Annotated in this window: 15 protein-coding genes; 4 read left to right on the top strand and 11 right to left on the bottom strand. The window is 63.4% G+C overall.

What is annotated here, in order from left to right:
• Positions 1–140: 140 nt before the first annotated feature.
• The 7 genes from QFZ23_RS23280 to QFZ23_RS23250 all read right to left on the bottom strand — a co-directional run bounded on the left by QFZ23_RS23280 (position 141) and on the right by QFZ23_RS23250 (position 10,968).
• On the bottom strand, positions 141–1,169 hold the full coding sequence (locus QFZ23_RS23280) for a serine/threonine-protein kinase (RefSeq protein WP_306927070.1): 1,029 nt from the start codon (positions 1,167–1,169) through the stop codon (positions 141–143).
• Positions 1,170–1,173: 4 nt separating this feature from the next.
• Positions 1,174–1,626, bottom strand: a complete 453-nt coding sequence (locus QFZ23_RS23275; RefSeq protein ID WP_306927068.1) for a crossover junction endodeoxyribonuclease RuvC — start codon at positions 1,624–1,626, stop codon at positions 1,174–1,176.
• 121 nt (positions 1,627–1,747) lie between these two features.
• On the bottom strand, positions 1,748–4,972 hold the full coding sequence (locus QFZ23_RS23270) for a type I restriction endonuclease subunit R (protein ID WP_306927066.1): 3,225 nt from the start codon (positions 4,970–4,972) through the stop codon (positions 1,748–1,750).
• Positions 4,969–6,075, bottom strand: a complete 1,107-nt coding sequence (locus tag QFZ23_RS23265) for a PDDEXK nuclease domain-containing protein (RefSeq protein ID WP_306927064.1) — start codon at positions 6,073–6,075, stop codon at positions 4,969–4,971. Before QFZ23_RS23265 ends, QFZ23_RS23270 begins: the two co-directional genes overlap by 4 nt.
• Positions 6,072–7,310, bottom strand: coding sequence for a restriction endonuclease subunit S (locus QFZ23_RS23260; RefSeq protein WP_306927061.1), 1,239 nt, complete (start codon positions 7,308–7,310; stop codon positions 6,072–6,074). The genes QFZ23_RS23265 and QFZ23_RS23260 overlap by 4 nt, the downstream gene beginning before the upstream one ends.
• Positions 7,307–8,935, bottom strand: a complete 1,629-nt coding sequence (locus QFZ23_RS23255; RefSeq protein WP_306927059.1) for a class I SAM-dependent DNA methyltransferase — start codon at positions 8,933–8,935, stop codon at positions 7,307–7,309. The genes QFZ23_RS23260 and QFZ23_RS23255 overlap by 4 nt, the downstream gene beginning before the upstream one ends.
• Positions 8,935–10,968 (bottom strand): hypothetical protein, encoded by a 2,034-nt coding sequence (locus QFZ23_RS23250; protein ID WP_306927058.1) that lies wholly within the window; start codon positions 10,966–10,968, stop codon positions 8,935–8,937. Before QFZ23_RS23250 ends, QFZ23_RS23255 begins: the two co-directional genes overlap by 1 nt.
• 269 nt (positions 10,969–11,237) lie before the next feature.
• Between QFZ23_RS23250 and QFZ23_RS23245 the strand changes: the two genes are divergently transcribed.
• From QFZ23_RS23245 to QFZ23_RS23230, 4 genes are all read left to right on the top strand, one after another.
• On the top strand, positions 11,238–11,915 hold the full coding sequence (locus tag QFZ23_RS23245) for a hypothetical protein (RefSeq protein ID WP_306927057.1): 678 nt from the start codon (positions 11,238–11,240) through the stop codon (positions 11,913–11,915).
• Between the two features lie 55 nt (positions 11,916–11,970).
• Positions 11,971–12,651 (top strand): hypothetical protein, encoded by a 681-nt coding sequence (locus QFZ23_RS23240; protein WP_306927055.1) that lies wholly within the window; start codon positions 11,971–11,973, stop codon positions 12,649–12,651.
• Between the two features lie 455 nt (positions 12,652–13,106).
• On the top strand, positions 13,107–13,715 hold the full coding sequence (locus QFZ23_RS23235) for a hypothetical protein (protein WP_306927054.1): 609 nt from the start codon (positions 13,107–13,109) through the stop codon (positions 13,713–13,715).
• Between the two features lie 286 nt (positions 13,716–14,001).
• Positions 14,002–15,087, top strand: a complete 1,086-nt coding sequence (locus tag QFZ23_RS23230) for a hypothetical protein (protein WP_306927052.1) — start codon at positions 14,002–14,004, stop codon at positions 15,085–15,087.
• Between the two features lie 55 nt (positions 15,088–15,142).
• Here QFZ23_RS23230 and QFZ23_RS23225 read toward each other — a convergent pair whose 3' ends face one another.
• From QFZ23_RS23225 to QFZ23_RS23210, 4 genes are all read right to left on the bottom strand, one after another.
• Positions 15,143–15,265 carry a hypothetical protein gene (locus tag QFZ23_RS23225; protein ID WP_306927050.1) on the bottom strand — a complete coding sequence of 41 codons (123 nt, stop codon included), beginning with the start codon at positions 15,263–15,265 and terminating at the stop codon, positions 15,143–15,145.
• Positions 15,266–15,591: 326 nt separating this feature from the next.
• Positions 15,592–15,738, bottom strand: coding sequence for a hypothetical protein (locus tag QFZ23_RS23220; RefSeq protein ID WP_306927047.1), 147 nt, complete (start codon positions 15,736–15,738; stop codon positions 15,592–15,594).
• 140 nt (positions 15,739–15,878) lie between these two features.
• The gene (locus QFZ23_RS23215) at positions 15,879–16,196 is read right to left on the bottom strand and encodes a hypothetical protein (RefSeq protein ID WP_306927045.1); all 318 of its coding nucleotides are present in this window, start codon (positions 16,194–16,196) and stop codon (positions 15,879–15,881) included.
• Between the two features lie 42 nt (positions 16,197–16,238).
• Positions 16,239–17,537 carry a Y-family DNA polymerase gene (locus QFZ23_RS23210; protein WP_444861254.1) on the bottom strand — a complete coding sequence of 433 codons (1,299 nt, stop codon included), beginning with the start codon at positions 17,535–17,537 and terminating at the stop codon, positions 16,239–16,241.
• Positions 17,538–17,554 lie beyond the last annotated feature (17 nt).

Raw genomic sequence — 17,554 nt, 5'->3', positions numbered from 1 at the left:
AATGATCCGTACGAAGATTGGTCGCAACAGCCAAACAAGGAGATCAGCAGAGGCGAGCAAGGGCAGCCCGCGAAGTGACTCCAAATCCTTGGCCTCTACAAAATACTCGGTCGTTCTTGCGAAGTGGCTTCTGCGATGAATTATGCGCCGTCCTGTGCGATCCGTTGGAGGACCCGGGCGGCATGTTTCAGGGCATCCTGAATATTTGAAGTCTTCATGCGGTCGGCGCGGACTTCGCGCAATGCTAGCTCGTTTTTTCCGCGTTTAACGGTGAAGCTGAACTCCTTTTTATCGCCTTCAATGGCTGCGTCCCAGTGGGTTTGAATGGGACCCCTTCCTGTCCAACGGTGGGGAGTACCGCCATCGTGCTCAGCCCAGGATACGACTGGCCGGGCCTTCTCCAATGTGTTCCTCAGGATCGTCGCCGTTCCCGGTCGTTTTCTTGGGTCAACGTGCATGGCCGAGATGATCGCCTTCCGTAGGCGCAGATGAACGTATGGTTGCCAGAGCTTCCGATTCGGGAATGCGCCCATCTGAGTGGCCTGACCTATGTTCCCGTCTGCAGGGATCGAACTGTGCATCATATCGTCGCCATTTAGCAGCCGGTAGGCCGTTCCACCTAATGCATAGATGTCGCCTGCGACAGTGTCGATGAACGAGCCACTCGTCCAGGCCTCAGGTGGGAGTAGCTTGAGATAGCCCATGTTGGGAAGGGTTTCCGGGTCATTGGCCATTCCTGAAAGGCCGAAATCGCTGACCTTTACGCGCCCGAATGCGTCGAAGAGAAGATTGGCAGGTTTGATGTCTCTGTGAAGCAACCCCTGTGTATGGAGATGCTGTACGCCGCGGCAGGCGTCCTCGACTATTTGGATGGCAGTTTGGACCGGAACCGCAGCTCCGGAGAACCTGGACTCCACGCTGCCATCAGGCAGATACTCCATTCTGATTACTGACTGCCCATTAACGACGTCGGCTGCAAAGATGTCCACCACGTGTTCGTTTTTAGCCAGCAGCATGGCTTTTGCTTCTTTATGATCGTCAACACCTCCAGACAGAGCATCAGGACGTATGTACTTCACCGCACAAAGCCGATCCAGACTCAGATCCCTCTCGAGTTCGACTACACCGAAGTGGCCTCGCCCTAGGGTCCTGATCCGCTGATACGCCACGGGATCACGCGTTCATGGTCGCTATAGCTGCAACAACCGGCGTTAGGCGACTTTTGGGAATACCATCCGCGACGGCGAGCTCGGCGACGTAGGCCAATATCTGCTCCTTCGCACCCACCTTGAACCGTGCTCGCAATGTTGCCCACTTGAAGGTGTGTATCGGTGTTCTCGACTGAGCGGCCGCGGCGAGTACGATGCCATCGACTTGAGCCCGTTCCAGCGTAGAAGCTTTCATGCTCTGACCGGCCTCAGCTTCGCTGAGGTGGATCACGTCTGGAGCGTGCGTCGCAATCATTTCGCTGATCTCCTTGTAAACCCAAAGGAGCTGCTCTGATCGGTCGTCCGAGGGTGGCCCCGAGCTTCCGGCCCCCAAAAGGCTGGCCGAGGCGCGTGTTGAACCGGACGCTACCGCCCAAATGATTCGGTTTTTTTCGCATTGAAGGCCCAGAACGTTCAATTTTCCCCCAAGGTAAGTCGTGGCAGGGTGCCACTGTTGCCGCTACGTGTCACTGAGCACTCGAAGCACTTCCGCCGCATCCGCAAGGACTCGATCTCGCTCCGGAGGTTGGAAGGGCCCGTCATGCACGAGCCTCCGCAAACCGCGGCGCCATGGACTCCATCTGCTCCATGACCAGCTTGATGGCCTCGGGCTGCTTGTCCGGCGGGTACCCGAACCGGACCAGGAGCCTCTTGATGGAGGAGCGGAGCTTCGCCCTGACATCATCGCGCACCGTCCAGTCTGTCCGGATGTCCCTGCGCATGACGGCGACCAGTTCGCGGGCGATGTCCGCGAGGATCCCTTCCCCTTGGACCTCCACGGCAGACTCATTGGAAGCCACGGCATCATAGAAAGCCAGCTCGTCAGAGTTAAGCGGGGGAGTGAAGTGTGCCCCGCGGTTCCCCTCGGCAGCCACCTCACGGGCCAGTTCCACCAGCTCAGCGATAACCTCAGCCGACGTCAGCTGCTGGTTGGTGTACTTCCTCATCAGCTCGGTGATGCGCTCCGAGAACGCCCGCTGCCGGATCACGTTATTTCGTGTTGCCACAGCCGACTCATCGGCGATGAGCTTCCGCAGCGCCTCAATGGCCAGCTGCGGATTCCGTGCCTTCTGGGTCTTGGCGACGAACTCCGGCGTCAGGTCATCCAACGAGGGCTTCGCCATGCCGGCAGCCTCGTAGATGTCCAGCACCTCGCCGGAAGTCGTTGCGGACGCGATCAGGTTTCCCAGCAGCCGCTGGATCTCCTCAGGAACCGGCTCGCCGCTGGCCTGGCGGTCTGCGGCGTCGAACTTGGCCATGTACACCCGGGTCTCCTCGTAGACCTGGATCTCCGGACGCAGCCCGGCCAGAGTATCGGAGCCGGAACACAGCGCCCACGCCCGCGACAGCTGGCCGGAGTGGCGACGGTATTTAGAGGCCAGCGTCTCCTCGCCCTCAGCCGGCCGGTTACCAGGCGTTTCAGGGCTTCGCAGGTAGTTGGCCGCGCCCGTTGCCGCGCTGACGAAGGCTTTGGGGCCGCCCCTCATCAGTACAGATTTCCAGTCGTACCCCGCGAGCAGCCCACGGAGCGTTTCCACCAGCGACACGGTCAGTCCAATTGCCTCATCCACGTTGCGGCCGACCGGCTTGTTCGTCTGGTCGTCCTTGGTGTACTCACCCAGCGCCTTGGCCAGGTTCTCCGCCAGCGGCGCATAGGCCACCAGGAGCCCGTCCTTCTTGCCGCGGAAGGTACGGTTCACCCGGGCCAGGGTCTGCATCAGCAGCGCGCCCTTGAGCGGCCGGTCCAGGTACAGGGTGTGCAGCGGCGGAGAGTCGTAGCCGGTGAGCATCATGTCCTTGACGATCACGAGCTCCAGCTCATCGTCGACATCCTTCAGCCGTTCTTTGACGGTCGCGTTCGCCGAGTCGCGGCGCACATGGTCGGAGACCGGCGGGACATCGGTGGCGTCACCGGAATAGACCACCTTGATCTTGCCCTTGGCCAGGTCATCGGAATGCCAGTCTGGCCGCAGCTCCACGATGGCGGTGTACAGCTTCGCGCAGATCTCCCGCGTCCCGCCCACGATCATTGCCTTGCCCGGCGCCTCGATGAACTTGCCCATCCGGGCGCGCCGGTTCTCCCAGTGCGCCACCAGGTCTTCCGCCAGCGCCGCGATGCGCTGCGGGGCGCCGTAGACGGCATTCACCACCGCGACGCTCGCTTCGAGGCGCGCCCGCTCCGTGTCGTCCAGGCCCCGGGTGGCCTCGTCGGCCGCCTGGTCCAGGATCTCCTCGGTGACCTCGGACGCCAGACCAACCTTGATCAGCCGCGGCTCGAAGTACACCGGCACCGTGGCACCGTCCTCCACTGCCCGGGAAAGGTCGTAGATGTCGATATACTCGCCGAACACGTCCCGCGTGTTCCGGTCATCAAACGAAATGGGCGTGCCGGTGAACGCGATCAGGGTCGCGTGCGGCAGGGCGTCTCGCAGGTGCCGGGCGTAACCGTCCAGGTCGTCGTAGTGCGACCGGTGGGCCTCGTCCACGACCACGATGATGTTCCGCCGGTCGGACAGCAGCGGGTGTTCGGAGCCGGCGTCCTTTTCGGCCTTGCTACGGCCGAACTTCTGCAGCGTGGTGAAGTAGATGCCGCCGGTGGTGCGGTTGCTCAGTTCCTCCCGCAGCTCCGAGCGCTTCCGGATCTGCCTGGGCGATTCCGCCAGCAGCAGGCTCCGGTCAAAGCCCTCGAACAGCTGGCCGTCGAGCTCGTTGCGGTCCGTGATCACCACGACCGTCGGGTTCTTCAGCTTCGGATGCCGTGCCACCAGGTTGGTGTAGAGCTCCATCTCCATGGACTTGCCGGAGCCCTGGGTGTGCCAGACGACGCCGGCCTTGCCGTTGCTTACGACCGCCTGGACAGTGCTGCCCACGGCTTTGGTCACGGCGAAGTACTGGTGCGGCTTGGCGATGCGCTTCATGAGCCCGTCCGAGCCGCCATCAAAGGCAGTGAAATTGCGGGTCAGCTGCAGGAAGCGCTCCTGGTTGTACAGGCCGTTGAGTGCTGTCTCCAGTGCTGTGACGGCCAGTCCGTCCTCCATGTAACCGGGAGCGACCGGCAGACCGTCGTCGTCTACATTCCAGGGCGAGAAGTGGTTGAGAGGAGTGAACGGTGTGCCGTACTTGGCCTGGATCCCGTCCGAAGCGAGTGTAAAGACACAGAAGCGGAACGCCATGGGGAATTCCCGCAGGTACGTCTGCAGCTGGGCGTGCGCCGAGGCCACGTCAGCGGTGGCGCTCCCGGCCTTCTTGAGCTCGATGACGCTCACCGGCATGCCGTTGCAGTACAGCACGAGGTCGAAGCGGCGCTTGTAGTCACCCTGTACCAGGGTGACCTGGTTGACGGCGAGCCAGTCGTTCTGGTCAGGATCCTGGCTCAGCAGGTGAATGGTGGGGTTGGCTTCGTTGCTGTCCGAGTCGATGTAACTGAGCCGGTAGCCGTCCACGAGGTAGTTATGGATGCGGTGGTTTTCGGCAATGGCATCGTTGGATTTGGGCGAGGAAATCTCGGCGAGGGCCTGCTGCAGGTACTGGGCCGGAACCGTCGGGTTGAATTTCTGCAGCGCGCCGAGCAGCCGTGGCCGGATCAGCAGCTCATCCCAGGTGTCCCGCTCGCCAGTGCCGGGGGCGATGGCCTGCCCGAACACCGGCCCCCAGCCGAGCGGCTCGGCCAAAAGCTCAAGGGCCATGCCTTCCCACTCGGCTTCGGAAAAGGCTACGGCGGGTGCTGTTGTCACGGTGGTTCCCCCTGATGGACCGGATGTCATTCTGAGATGTCCTGCGAAAGTTCGGCTTCGAGCTCGCGGATGCTGGGCAGGCTGGCGCTGAATTCCTCGGGCAGCGACTTGACCACGGTGTCTGTCCATTCGGCGACACCGATCGGTGTTTTGTATCCCCGGAGCGCATACTCGGCCACCACGTTGTTCTTCTCTTTGCAGAGCAGGAGGCCGATGGTTGGCTTGTCGTCGGCATGGGCCAGCAGGTCGTCCACGGCTGCCATGTACATGCCCAGCTGCCCGAGGAAACCGGGTTCAAACCTGGTGGCCTTGAGCTCGATGACCACGTAGCAGCGCAGCCTGAGGTGGTAGAACAGCAGGTCAGCGAAGAATTCGTCCCCGTTGATCTCCAGCCGGACCTGCTCGCCGACAAACGCGAAGCCCTGTCCCAGCTCCAGCAGGAACTTCTCGACGTGCTGGATCAGCTGGTGTTCGAGTTCCTGCTCGTTGCGGCGGTCTGTCAGCGCCAGGAAATCGAAGACGTACGGGTCTTTAAGGGACTGCTGGGCCAGGTCGGAGTCCGACGGCGGCATGGTCGCCGAGAAGTTGGTAACCGCCTGCCCGGAGCGCTCGTGGAGTCTCGACTCGATCTGGTGAACCAGGACATTGCGTGACCAGCCGTGTTCCACAGAGGCATTTGCGTACCAGAGGCGTGTCCCAGGGTCGTCGAGCTTCTGGATCAGTGCCAGATGGTGGTACCACGGCAATTGTGCAAGCGGCGCTTGCACAATTGCCTCAGCCGGCCAGGTCTCGGCAAACGCCCGCATGTACTTCAGGTTTCGCGGCGAGAACCCGGAGGCACCAGGGAACTGGCTCTTCAGATCAGCCGCAAGCCTGTCGATAATCCTGGCTCCCCAGCCTTCAAGATTCTGCCGGTCCAGGATGTCCTGCCCCATGGCGTAATAGCTGGCCAGCAGCTCCCGGTTCGCCGCAGTGATGGCCTTGAACCGGCCGGTGCTGACTTGCCGGGTGACAGAGGCAAGCAGCTCGGGGTACCACTCCGGCATGGAACTGACCGCCGGCGTGGCCGGAAACGACGCGTCCGTGGAGTACTGCCGGGCTCCAGGCTGAATCTCACCTCCGCCCCGGCTCATACGCCCGCGCCCTCTAGGACCTTCTCGGCGTCCTTGACCCGCAGCTTGCCGGACATGAGTTGAGGCAGCAGAGTATCGCGAGTCGATCCCAGTGATTGCGCCTCATACTCGAGCGAATCCCGCAGTTCGAGAAGAGGACGGGCCGCTGCGGCATAGTCCTTTTGCTGGTCACTCGAAACCCGCGGCGCAGGGAACGAAGGGATGGCGTCAGAACCTAGATGCAGAACGGTCGTGCCGCTAGTGCGACTCCTGCAGTGTGCTCGGAAGCGCCCTTGCAACATCACGCCGAGCAAGAATTCGACCGGCGTGTTCGTCCGCGGACGGATGATGGCCAGATCCGAGCTGGCGACGAGCTTTTCGTAATTTGGGGCTCCGGGTACACGGACTGCTCGGCCGACCACTTCCGCCGCTTGGGTCAGGTCTGTCTGAGCGACGACCAGTTCGCCAGGGGAGATCTGTTGAGCAGCCTTGAACGGGCCGGCATAGTCCTTGAGCCCCCTGAGCGAGTATCCGCCGTTCCTATGAAACGACTTCAGGGTGACGAGAGCAGTTGATGACGTACGAAGATCCGCGCTCCGATAGGCCACGCCTTTGGTGACCGTGGCTAACTCGTTAAACGGGATTGTTGCGTCGGACTGACCGCAAATCAAAGCGAAAGTAGCTTCCAACACCTCCCCGATCTTTGTAATGAGACGGGAGTTGGCGACGATCTTGTCGTCCAAGGCACCAAGCACATCTGTAATTGCCCGCTGTTCGGAAACCACAGGCAGAGTCACTAGGAGTGATCTGATGTCACCCAGGTTGATATAGGCGGCCATGTCCGTGTTGTTCATCCGGTTGGCAGCCTGGTTCCAGAACTCTGTGCTACCAAACCAGTAGCGTAAAAAACGGGGAACGATTGCATCAGTATTCAGGACTCGGAAGTAGCAGAGCTGTGGGCTGTACACGACACGTTCGCCTGTTTCCGGCAGAATGGCGGCGCGGCCGACTGTACCCTTCGTGGTCAGCAAGACGTCGCCCGCCTGGCCCGCTTTTCCTCCGATGGAGTTGGCGTATTTATCCGAGACGAAGTCCAGACCGTCGAACCGGACGGCATCGTCCATTACATCTGCAACACGGATTATTCGGTAACCCGGTCGACCGTGTTCAGCCCGCTTCGTGCGGTACCCGTCGCCGATTTCGAGCGCACCAGCCGCCACAAGCTCGCCAATACTCGTGACCCGCATGGAACTCATGAGACCCTCCCTAGCTGCTCGCGTACAACCGACGCAAGCCTCTCGGACTCCTCGAACTGCTCGTACAATGCCGCCGTCAACCGCGCGATCTTCTCTTCGATCGGCTCGCCGTCGTCCTCGACATCGGCAGCACCGACGTATCGGCCCGGTGTCAGAGCGTAGTCTGCTGCCTTGATCTCCGCGAGGCTGGCCGAATAGCAGAAGCCGGCCTCGTCGTCGTACATCAATCCTGCCTCGGCCGCAGAAGCAGTCCCGCGCCAGGCGTGGTAGGTGTTGGCGATTTTCGCGATGTCCTCGTCGGACAGCGCGCGCTCGGCGCGGTCCACCATGTAGCCCAGGTTTCGGGCGTCGATGAAGAGCACCTGCCCGGTCCTGTCCACAGAGCCGCGGGGACCCGCTGTCTTATCCTTCGCGAAGAACCATGTGCACACGGGAATGCCGGTGCTGCGGAAGAGCTGAGTGGGCAGGGCTACCATGCAGGAGACCAGGTCTGCCTCGACGAGCTGGGCGCGGATCTCGCCTTCGCCGCCCGAGTTGGAGGACATGGAGCCGTTGGCCATGACCACGCCGGCGCTGCCGCCGGGGGCCAGTTTGGAGATGATGTGCTGGATCCAGGCGTAGTTGGCGTTGCCGGCCGGGGGCACGCCATACTTCCAGCGGGGGTCGGACTCAGAACGGGACCAGTCCTTGATGTTGAAGGGCGGGTTGGCCATGATGAAGTCCGCGCCGTTGTTGCCGGTCAGATCCGGGTGCTGGTCGCGTGCGAACGTGTCGCCCCATCGGGACGCGAGGTTGGTATTCAGCCCGTGGATGGCGAGGTTCATCTTGGCCATCCGCCAGGTGCGCTCGTTGAGCTCCTGTCCGTAGACGGAGATGTCTGAGCCTTCCATGTTGTGGGCCTCAAGGAACTTCTCCGCCTGGACGAACATGCCGCCGGATCCGCAGCAGGGATCGTAGACGCGACCGCGGTGCGGTTCCAGGACTTCGACGAGAACCCGGACCACGCCCGCCGGGGTGTAGAACTCGCCGCCACGCTTGCCCTCAGCCTTGGCGAACTTCTCCAGGAAGTATTCGTAGACCTCGCCGAGCAGATCACGGGCCTTCGTGGCTCCCTGGCCAGTGAAGCGGGCGGAGTTGAACAGGTCCAGCAGTTCGCCGAGACGGCGCTGGTCCACGTTGTCCCGGTTGTAGATGCGGGGGAGCGTGGCGGCCAGCGACTTGTTGTCGGCCATGATGAGCTCCATGGCTTCATCGATGAGCAGCCCGATGGACTTGGGCGCGGCGCCGTTCATCGCAGGCAGGCCCTTGGCGTTCTCCGCCAGGTAGCTCCAGCGGGCCCGCTCGGAGACCCAGAACACGCCGCGGCCGGTGTATTCGTCCACGTCGTCGATCAGCTGGGCGATCTGCTCCTCGTTGAGCCCATCCGCCTCCAGCTCGGCTTGAATTTGCCCGCGGCGCTCGTCGAACGCGTCCGAGACGTACTTCAGGAATACCAGCCCGAGGATCACGTCCTTGTACTGTGAGGCATCCATAGAGCCGCGCAGTTTGTCCGCGGCCTTCCAGAGCGTGTCCTTGAGTTCCTTCATGGTGGACGGGGCAAGGTCCACCATAGATTTCGGGGGCATTATGCAGTTCCTTCTGTTGGTGCGGCGTTTGGAGATGGTGTCAGGGCGAGGCTTCCGCCCGCTACGCCGTCCGTAAACAGGGTAGCGAGTTCCTCCAACTGGTCGAGGCGCTGGCGGGCCTCGCGTTGTTCGTGTTGCAGCACGGCAAGGGCCTGCGCGAGCGGCTGCCGTTGAGCGTCCGGCGTGCGGCGCAGGCGCCAGTTGCGCCAGGCTTTGTCGGTTGCGGGGAGACTGTTGATGTCAGCGGCCACAACGTCAGGCACCAGGCCACCGGGATCACCGTCGTCGATCCTCAGGATGCGGGCAGGAAAGACGACAACGGCGCCGCCCTCGCTGTCGACCCCCGCGACGGGCCGCGGACTGGTGCAGAAGACGACGTCACCGGGCTCGGTCAGGCGCCCGTTCGGGCAGGTGACCGCGAAGTCCAGAAGGCTGATGAACCTGGGTTGCAGGCTATGGGGATCCAGCAGTTCCTGCCTGCCGAGGACCCTGCTGCCTTCCCTGGGGTTGAAGGTGTTCTCATCCAGCCGGTTGCCATTAACGTAGCGGAGATTTCCGGCTGCGATCAGTTCCTGGACCGATGTGGTGTTTGGTCGGTTGCCTTGTGCACCGGGCTGAACCCCGGGGATCGCCGGCGGTCCGGACTGCCCGGACGACAGGAGCCGGATGAGCTCCTCGATGCGGAGCGCTGCCTCGGCCCCGCCGGCTGCCATCGGACGCCTGTGGGCCGGAGCCTCGACGAGGGAACCCTTGCCCGCTAGCAGGACGCGGGTCTGTACCAGCCGGGCAAACCGGAAGGAATGTGCACGGATGGTGGCGCGGGTACCCATCGAGGCGACGATGTCGCTGATCACGTCTTGCCTGACGTCCGGGGTCAGCGATGTTGTGCTCAGGTTTGCGACCATGGTCCAGCGTTCAGCAATGGGCACCTCCGCATAGGACGGTCCCAGCACCCACAGCGCCTGCGGCTCCCGCGGCTTCGCAGGCAGTAGACCCGCCTGGAGCCTGACTACGGCACGGATCCTGCCGGAGCGCAGGAGGTCCGAGCGGAGCCGGACCGACTCGCCACTGAGTGGGTCGCACAGCAGCCGGGCCGGGGCGATCACCACCGCGCGCTGCGTGTCATCCATCTGAAGCACGGTGTTCTCGATGGCTCCAAGAATTTCCGTGGTGCCAAGTCCTGGATCGCCGGAGGAGGGATACTGTGCCACATGGACAGCCGGCCCGTTGACCGAGAAGGCGCCTTGGGCGTCGATTTCCACGTGTTCGTTGTCGGCCCCGTGCACCATCAGGCGGCGGCGGGCAAGGCGTGACGGGCCACCCTCGTGATCCCCGGTGAGCAGGGTCAGCGGCGAGAACTCGCCGAACTGCTGGACGATGCGGAGCATCACGTCGCTGCCGCCCGGCGTCGAATCGACAAACGGTGGCGCGCCATCCAGTGTCGATGCCAGTTCCATGGCAGCAGCTGCCACAAGATCCAGCGCAGGGTCCGTCAGAGCTGTGTCTGACTGTTCGCGCAGGCCTTCCCGGAACCTCCCGGACAGAAGCTTCTCGAAAGCAGCCGGCGCGCTGAAGGCACTGTCCGCGAGCCTGTCGGCGAAGCTGGCCCATCCGGGAAGGTCAGAGCCCAAGGCCTCAAGCTCGGAGTAGAGGAAGAGATCATCCGGGTCCGCTTCATCGGCGGCGTCAAGCAGTTCGTCCGTGGTGCTTAGGCTGAGCTCCTGACCGGTGATGACCTTCAAAGCAAGCAACGAGGTCAGGCCGTTGAACATCCGGCGGCCGTCCTGTGCCTCCGCACTGGCTGGTGCCATTATTCTGGCGAAACCTGCGATGTCGTTCCGCGCCTCGGGATTCCTGCCGCGGCCGGTTGCCTCGAGCCAGTCGGTGACATCGCCGGCATCGAACAGCTCGACGCCGTTCACCTGACCCGATGCTGCCGGGAACGGCAGCTGGCTGCCGCTGCTTCGCTTGCGCCACATGGAGACCACAGGTCGCTGGACCCGCGTCAGGGCGGCAACGTCGGAAAGCGTCATGCGCAATGATCCCGTGGATGTGTCCATGCCTGCCCCCAATCGGTCGTGGTCGTTTGCCCAGCTTAGTGGGGTGCCCAGAATTTGCCGTCCAACAGCTGATAAGGGGGGTTATCAGACTTCGCAGCTTGCCTGAACGTCTGTCCGCCCTAAATTCATTTCTGCAGCCAGGAAGGAACCCTTTCGGAGCTGTGGCGGCGGCGGGGAACCACGCATTGGGGGATCGGTATCCCGCCGCCAGTCCTACTTCGATGAGATTTTGGGGAGAAACCATGAAGACCGAAAACAGCAGGCCGGCGGCACGCGGCACGCATCACGGCGGAACAGTCCCGGCTCCGGAGGCTGAGCCGGCCGGAGCGAACGCAGTGCCCCGCAGTCGGCGCCGCGGGAAGCGGGTCCTGGGTGTGCTCGTGGCCGGCGTCCTGTTGGCTGGCGGAACGGCCTTTGGGACGACGCTTCCCGATCCCACGTCCAGCGAGGTGTACCGGGCGGTGGCTGACGCCAAGGCGGGTGCCGAATCAGAGCGGGACTCGCTCCGGTCCGATTACGACTCGCTCAAATCTGACTACGAGACCCTTCAGGGTGGCATCGCCGACAAGGAAGCGAAGGTCCAGGCCCGCGAGACCGAAGTCGGGAAGGCAGAGGCTGCCGTGAAGTCCGCCGAGGCAGCCGTCAAGAAACGCGAAGAAGCCGTCACCGCCGCGGAAAAGCAGAAAGCCGCCAACACGGTGTCCGACGGAACGTGGACGGTGGGCAAGGACATCGGTGCCGGAACCTACCGGGCCACAGCCGACGTCGGATCCAGCTGCTACTGGGGCATCTACGAGACCGGCAGCAACGGCGGCAACATCATGGAAAACGACCTCCCGGGCGGGGGTCGCCCCTCGGTGGCTCTCTCCGCCGGCCAGGACTTCAAGTCCAGCCGGTGCGGCACCTGGAACAGGCAGTAACGCCGCTTGCCCGGCCTCCCCATTCTTTTGATCCATCACCTATGAAAGGCATCCCATGACACACCAGAGTTTCGGACCCATCCCGCCCGCCCCGGCAGTCCCCGTTGCCGCCAAGCGCCCCTACTACAGGAAGAAGCGCTTCGTGATTCCTACAGGGCTTGTCCTGCTGAGCATCGTTCTTGGCTCCTGCGGCGGTGGAGGCAAGTCAGCCACTGACGCGCCGGCGCCTGTGGCCTCCAGCTCGTCATCTCCGGCCGTAGCAGCCCCAATAGAGTCCGCCAAGTCTCAGCCCGCAGAGGCAGCAGCTGCCAACCCCGCGCCCGCCGCAGAGGCGCCCAAGGCACCCGCCGCTCCCACCGTGGGCAAGCCCTTCATTATGGATCTGGGCAACGGCGACGTCGCCAGGATCACGATCCTCTCGGCCGTCCGTAAGACATCTGTGAATACGCAGTTCTCAACGCCTGCCAAGAACGGTTCGTACCTGCTCCTGGACGTGCTCTGGGAGACCTCGTCGGGGGAGACCAGCTCCAATCCGTTCTATTTCTCGGCCAAGGATGCCAATGGCCGCAAGGCCGACCAGAACCTGTTTGTGGACGACCAGCTCGGGTCCGGAAAAATCCTGCCCGGTGACAAGTCCCGCGGCTTCATCGCCTTCGACGTGGCACCCGGACCGGTGACCGTCATGATTTCTGACCCGTTGATGCAGGAAGCCGCGCGGGTGCAGATCCCGGGGTAGCAACAACGCGTCCATAGCTTGCGCATGAAACGGAACTCCAATGAAGCTGCTGCAACGGGAACAACCATTTGATGCTGTCACAGAAGCCCGAGGTTCATTTTCCTAAGCGCTGGTAGGCCCAGCCCTTGCAGACGGGTGCATGCGAAACGGAAGTTGCGTTTACATCTCCCTGAGCAGGGTGTACGGAAAGTTTGAATGTGTAACGCTACATAGCGAAAATTAAGGCAAAGGAAGACCCCCGCACGGCAAAGGGCGTGCGGGGGTCTTCTTGCTTTGGGCCCATCTACCGGTTGGAAGCCTGCATCCATTGTCGATATTTCCAGAAAGGAAGAACCATGAAAGATCAGCTCTCACAGTCCTGCAGTCAGTGGGCGCACCAGAATTTCCTCAGGAGCTCAGCCCTCAATGGGCGTGCATCCACGGTCGCGACAACGTCGATGTGGTCCTTCGGCGCAGTGGCCGGCGAAGTCCAGAACTACCTGGAGTCCGGGCACCTTGTGGCCGATATCCTTCCGGCTTCCCTGGTCCACGACATTATGAATCTTGCCCGGTCGTCGTACGCACGGTTTCCGGAGGGAGATGCCCGCCGTGTCCTCATCGATACATGGAGCGGACTTGCTCACGTGTACGGCACAGCAGGCAGTTCCGCAAACCGGGAGATGGACCGGCTGGAGATGCTGACCGATTGGGCTGAAGCCATCGAAGCATTGCGATACAGCGGTTTCCCGGGGCTTCGCCGGATGGCGGCGGGTTATCAGGCCGAACGCCGCCGCCTGGACCTCACAAAGCTCCGGCACGACCTACATGATTTCAAGTACGTGGGCGCGCTTCTGGATCTGTTGAATCTGTACGAACCGCGACCCAGGCAGACCCGTACCGCCACGGTGCCGAAACAGCGCGGAGTGGAGAACAAGAAGCCAACCGTCTGCCGCTCGGGGCACAATGATGGCGGCCGTGACAGCCGGCACGACCGAATGTCGAAACGCTCGATGGAGACGCTGGCGGACGAGCTCTACGGCAATTGGAGGGACCACTGGCGGAACACGCTGCCTCAGCTTGCCTGAGTCTCGGTGGAAGTGGCTTTCGGCTCGGGATGGCCTGTGTGCGCGCGAGGCCGACGTGGTAGCCGCCGGTCGCCGGCGCGGCACCGGTGAGGTCGGCGATCTGCCCCCCGGCACCGGTCCGGTACCCGACGGACTTGGCTCCCCGGTGGAATGACCGGTTCCGGAGGGCTTTCCAGCCCACCACAGAGGCTCGCTTGCTCCAGCATTTTCGTATTTAGCGTTTTCGTATTTCGTTACGTTTCGTTTTCGTATTCCGTTGGCGGACGAAAGACGATAGAGTGAACGCATGAGTGAGAACATCGTCGAAGAGCGCACCTGTCGGTACCCGGGGTGCCAGCGTCCCGCCATGGCGTCCGAGGGCGGCACCGGCCGGCCTCCGGAATACTGCGACGACCCCTCCCATAACCGGGCCGCAGCCTGGCGGGCACGACAGAGACTCACCGACACCATGCACGCCGCGGAGGCCCGCCCGGTGGATGCCGCACGCCAGAGGGCAAGCGAGATCACTGGGCAGGTGACCGGCATGATCGAGCACCTCGGGCAGCAGCTGACGGCGCTCGTCGACGAACTGCGCACGGTTGGTGACCCCGAGGCCACAGAGGCGCAGATCGAGTCGGTGGCAAGCGAGGCCGCCGAGCAAGTCGCTGGCGCGAATGCGCGGGCCACCCGTGCAGAACAGGCTCAGCGCCGAGCCGAGGCCGAAAGGGACGAGGCGGATGCCGCGGCCGAGGAAGAAACACGGAAGAGCGAAGAACTAGCCGAGAACGTGGCCGTCCTCCAAGCCGAGCTGGAGACCACACGCCAGAGCCATGAGCAGCTTGCCTCAGAGCTCTCCCAGGTTCAGGCCGCTGCCGCGGCCGACCGAGAGCAGGCCCAGGCCGAAGCTGCGGAGCTGCGGGCCGGCATTGAGTCCGCACAGGCGCAGCTGAGGCAGCTCCAACAGGAGCATGATGCCGTGGTGAAACGGGCCGAAGCTGAGGAGCAAGCCCGGGCCGAAGCAGAACGGCGTGCCGGCGCGGCCGAGAGCCGCGCCCAAGCAGAGGCGGAGCGTGGCGATCGCGGCGAAGCGACGATCGAGGAGATGCAGGGCCAGCTGGCCAATGCCCGAGCCGACCTGGACCGCGCCCGTGAGGTGGCAGCCGACCTGCGCGGGAACCTGGCAACGCTGACCGCCGAGCGCGAGGCCGCCAAGGCAAACGTGGAGCTCGAACGCGCCCATGGAGAGCAGCGCGTGAAGGACCTCCACGACACCTACGGCCGCCAAATCGACCAACTGCGCCATGAAGTAGCCCAGGCCCGTCAGGCATCGACCACGGAACGCCGAACCCCCCGCCAGCCAACAGCAGGAGAAGGACAAGACGCGACCCCGTAGTCGGCAGCAGCACGTTTCGCCCGCCCCCTTTGCAGGGGGCGGGCAGCCCGGGCCCTCACCTGAGCAGTAGCCATAGATCGATGGCTGCCCTGGCGGCGGCGATCAGCAGGGCGGCGGCGGAGATCCATACGCCGGCGATCTGCCAGCTGCTGGCTCGCGGTGGCGGTTGTTCGTCCATGGTTCTCCTGTCTTCCGCTCCGTGGGGAGAACCATCGTAGGAGTACGGGTCTGACAAGCGGGGGAGGGTCTCTAAGCCCCGGATCCGGCCGTGCACAGGATCCTCACAGAGGCCACGCCGCCGCAGCTGCTCGCTGTAGATGCGCGGGCGGCGGCCGTCCACAGAAAAGTCACGGCGTGCCGTCAACGCCCGGGCGCGCCGCCGAACCCAGGACAAGGCATTGGGCGACGGGTTACACCCAATGTGGACAGCTTTGAGCTATTCCAGGGGGCTCCACCTGTCCACAATGGGCATAACCAGGCGGAAGCTCGTGCCAATGCTGCCGCTCACCTGTCACTTCGGATAACGATCAGTTTCATTCCCTCAGGCAGTGCAGCCTCCAGCGTGGCCTTAGCATCTTCGTAAGTGTCGCCCTGGGCGGAGATGTGATCGGTGTTGCGGTCCGGCATCTGAATCGTTCCTGTGATTTCCACCGGATAATCCTAGTTGCACGGCTAACCGCAAGCAGCTACACGGCGAATTCCTCGATCCAGCGAATGTACCCATCCCCTTGTGGGTTCAAACATCAGATCTCGGGAGACATTACCCGCGGGCATCTGGCTTATGGGCTGCCTCAGTTGTCAGTGATGGACTCAAGAAGCCAGTCGGTGGAGAGAGGTTCCCGGCGCAGCGTGAAGGTCCGCAGCGCCGAGTTCGAGCCCAGGCTGACCTGGACGCGCCAGTATTCGATATCCACCAGATTCCCGATGCCTACCGGTGCCGTGCGTCTGGTGTCCCACCAGGCGTCCCGGGTGAACCAGTGCTGGGTATCCGTGGCGGGATCGACAATCCAGATCCGTCCGTCGTGCCGGACGGCGAGGGGTTTGCCGGCCGGGTCGGTCCGGACGTGGACATCGTGGGTACGTGTGGCGGCTTCGGGAGTAATGGTCATGGGGCTTTCTTTCGTGCTGCGGTCGTGCGGGTGGCTTTGTGGTTAGGCGGCTTTGACGAGGGGGAGTTCGTCCCAGTGGGTGGTGTAGCGGGGGGAGAGCATGTCGCGTTTCATGGACCAGTCCAGGCCTGTTTTGATGCCGGCGTGGCCCAGGCCGATGGAGCCGCGCCCGTAGCGGCGGGTCACGTCTTCCAGAAGTGTTCCGATGTGGCGTTCCTCGTGCGGGTTTTCGAAAGGCTCGAGCGGGGATTGGTTGCCGGTGGGGCGCAGGTCGGTGACCATGATCCCGGCACGGGCGTATTTGAGGCCTTCCTCGATGGCGGGCAGCAACGCGTGCGCGGCCCGGGTGAGCAGGACCGGGTCCGCGGTCGGCATCGGCAGTGCCACGCACACGGACGGGTAGGAGGCCTGGTGCTGGTTGTAGTGGGAGGTCCCGGCGAACGCGGTGAGGACCTTGGTCTGCAGCCCGTGTTTTCCCAGCCGTGCGCTGGCCTGCTGGCCGTAGACGGAGAGGACCTGCCGGAGCCCGGCCCGGGTGGTGACGGGTGTGGCGAAGGATCGGGAGAAGATCAGCTGGTCCCGGCCGATGCGTTCTTCCTCCATCGGGATGCAGGGTGTGCCCTGCAGTTCCAGGACGGTGCGCATCATGACCACGGAGAACTTGTCCCGGATCGCGACCGGATCCGCGGCGGTGAGGTCCAGGATCGTGTGGATGCCGATGGCGTTCAGGCGTTTGGTCAGCCGTCCGGCGACGCCCCAGATCTCCTCCACGGACAACCGCCCCAGCAGCGCCTGACGCACGGGGGCGGGGACGGAGTCCCAGTGGCACACGCCGTCGAAGGCCGGGTTGTGTTTCGCCCACTTGTTGCACAGCTTCGCCAGAGTCTTCGTGGGGGCGATCCCGACGCAGACCGGCACGCCGACATGCCGGCGGACCGCGGCCTTCATGGCCCGGCCCAGGGCCAGCAGCTCCGCCGGGGAGCCTTTGACTCCGAGGAAGGCCTCGTCGATGCTGTAGACCTCAAGCCAGGCCGAGTACCGGCCCAGCAGCTCCATCACCCGGGCGCTGATGTCCCCGTAGAGTTCGTAGTTGCTCGACAGCGCCACCAGTCCCCACTCCTTGGCCCGCGGGGCGAGTTTGAACCACGGCTCACCCATCGGGATGCCCAGGGCTTTGGCTTCGGGGGAGCGGGTCACCGCGCAGCCGTCGTTGTTGGACAGGACGATGACCGGCTTGCCCTCCAGGGACGGGTCGAACGCCCGCTCGGCCGAGGCATAGAAGCAGTTCACATCCACGTGCGCGATCTGCGGCATCCGCCGCATCACCGCGGGCCTAGACATGGCATTCCTCAGACATG

The sequence above is a fragment of the Arthrobacter globiformis genome, assembly GCF_030818015.1.
In the GTDB taxonomy this organism is placed as follows: domain Bacteria; phylum Actinomycetota; class Actinomycetes; order Actinomycetales; family Micrococcaceae; genus Arthrobacter; species Arthrobacter globiformis_C.
Note: the sequence above shows the minus strand (reverse complement) of the source record. Positions and strands in the feature narration are given on the sequence as shown.

Excerpts from the sequence above, each read along its gene's own strand:
- QFZ23_RS23215 (WP_306927045.1), bottom strand. The coding sequence starts at position 16,196 with ATGACCATTACTCCCGAAGCCGCCACACGTACCCACGATGTCCACGTC.
- QFZ23_RS23250 (WP_306927058.1), bottom strand. The coding sequence starts at position 10,968 with ATGACGCTTTCCGACGTTGCCGCCCTGACGCGGGTCCAGCGACCTGTG.
- QFZ23_RS23255 (WP_306927059.1), bottom strand. The coding sequence starts at position 8,935 with ATGCCCCCGAAATCTATGGTGGACCTTGCCCCGTCCACCATGAAGGAA.
- QFZ23_RS23240 (WP_306927055.1), top strand. The coding sequence starts at position 11,971 with ATGACACACCAGAGTTTCGGACCCATCCCGCCCGCCCCGGCAGTCCCC.
- QFZ23_RS23230 (WP_306927052.1), top strand. The coding sequence starts at position 14,002 with ATGAGTGAGAACATCGTCGAAGAGCGCACCTGTCGGTACCCGGGGTGC.
- QFZ23_RS23245 (WP_306927057.1), top strand. The coding sequence starts at position 11,238 with ATGAAGACCGAAAACAGCAGGCCGGCGGCACGCGGCACGCATCACGGC.
- QFZ23_RS23210 (WP_444861254.1), bottom strand. The coding sequence starts at position 17,537 with ATGTCTAGGCCCGCGGTGATGCGGCGGATGCCGCAGATCGCGCACGTG.
- QFZ23_RS23225 (WP_306927050.1), bottom strand. The coding sequence starts at position 15,265 with ATGGACGAACAACCGCCACCGCGAGCCAGCAGCTGGCAGATCGCCGGC.
- QFZ23_RS23260 (WP_306927061.1), bottom strand. The coding sequence starts at position 7,310 with ATGAGTTCCATGCGGGTCACGAGTATTGGCGAGCTTGTGGCGGCTGGT.
- QFZ23_RS23270 (WP_306927066.1), bottom strand. The coding sequence starts at position 4,972 with ATGACATCCGGTCCATCAGGGGGAACCACCGTGACAACAGCACCCGCC.
- QFZ23_RS23265 (WP_306927064.1), bottom strand. The coding sequence starts at position 6,075 with ATGAGCCGGGGCGGAGGTGAGATTCAGCCTGGAGCCCGGCAGTACTCC.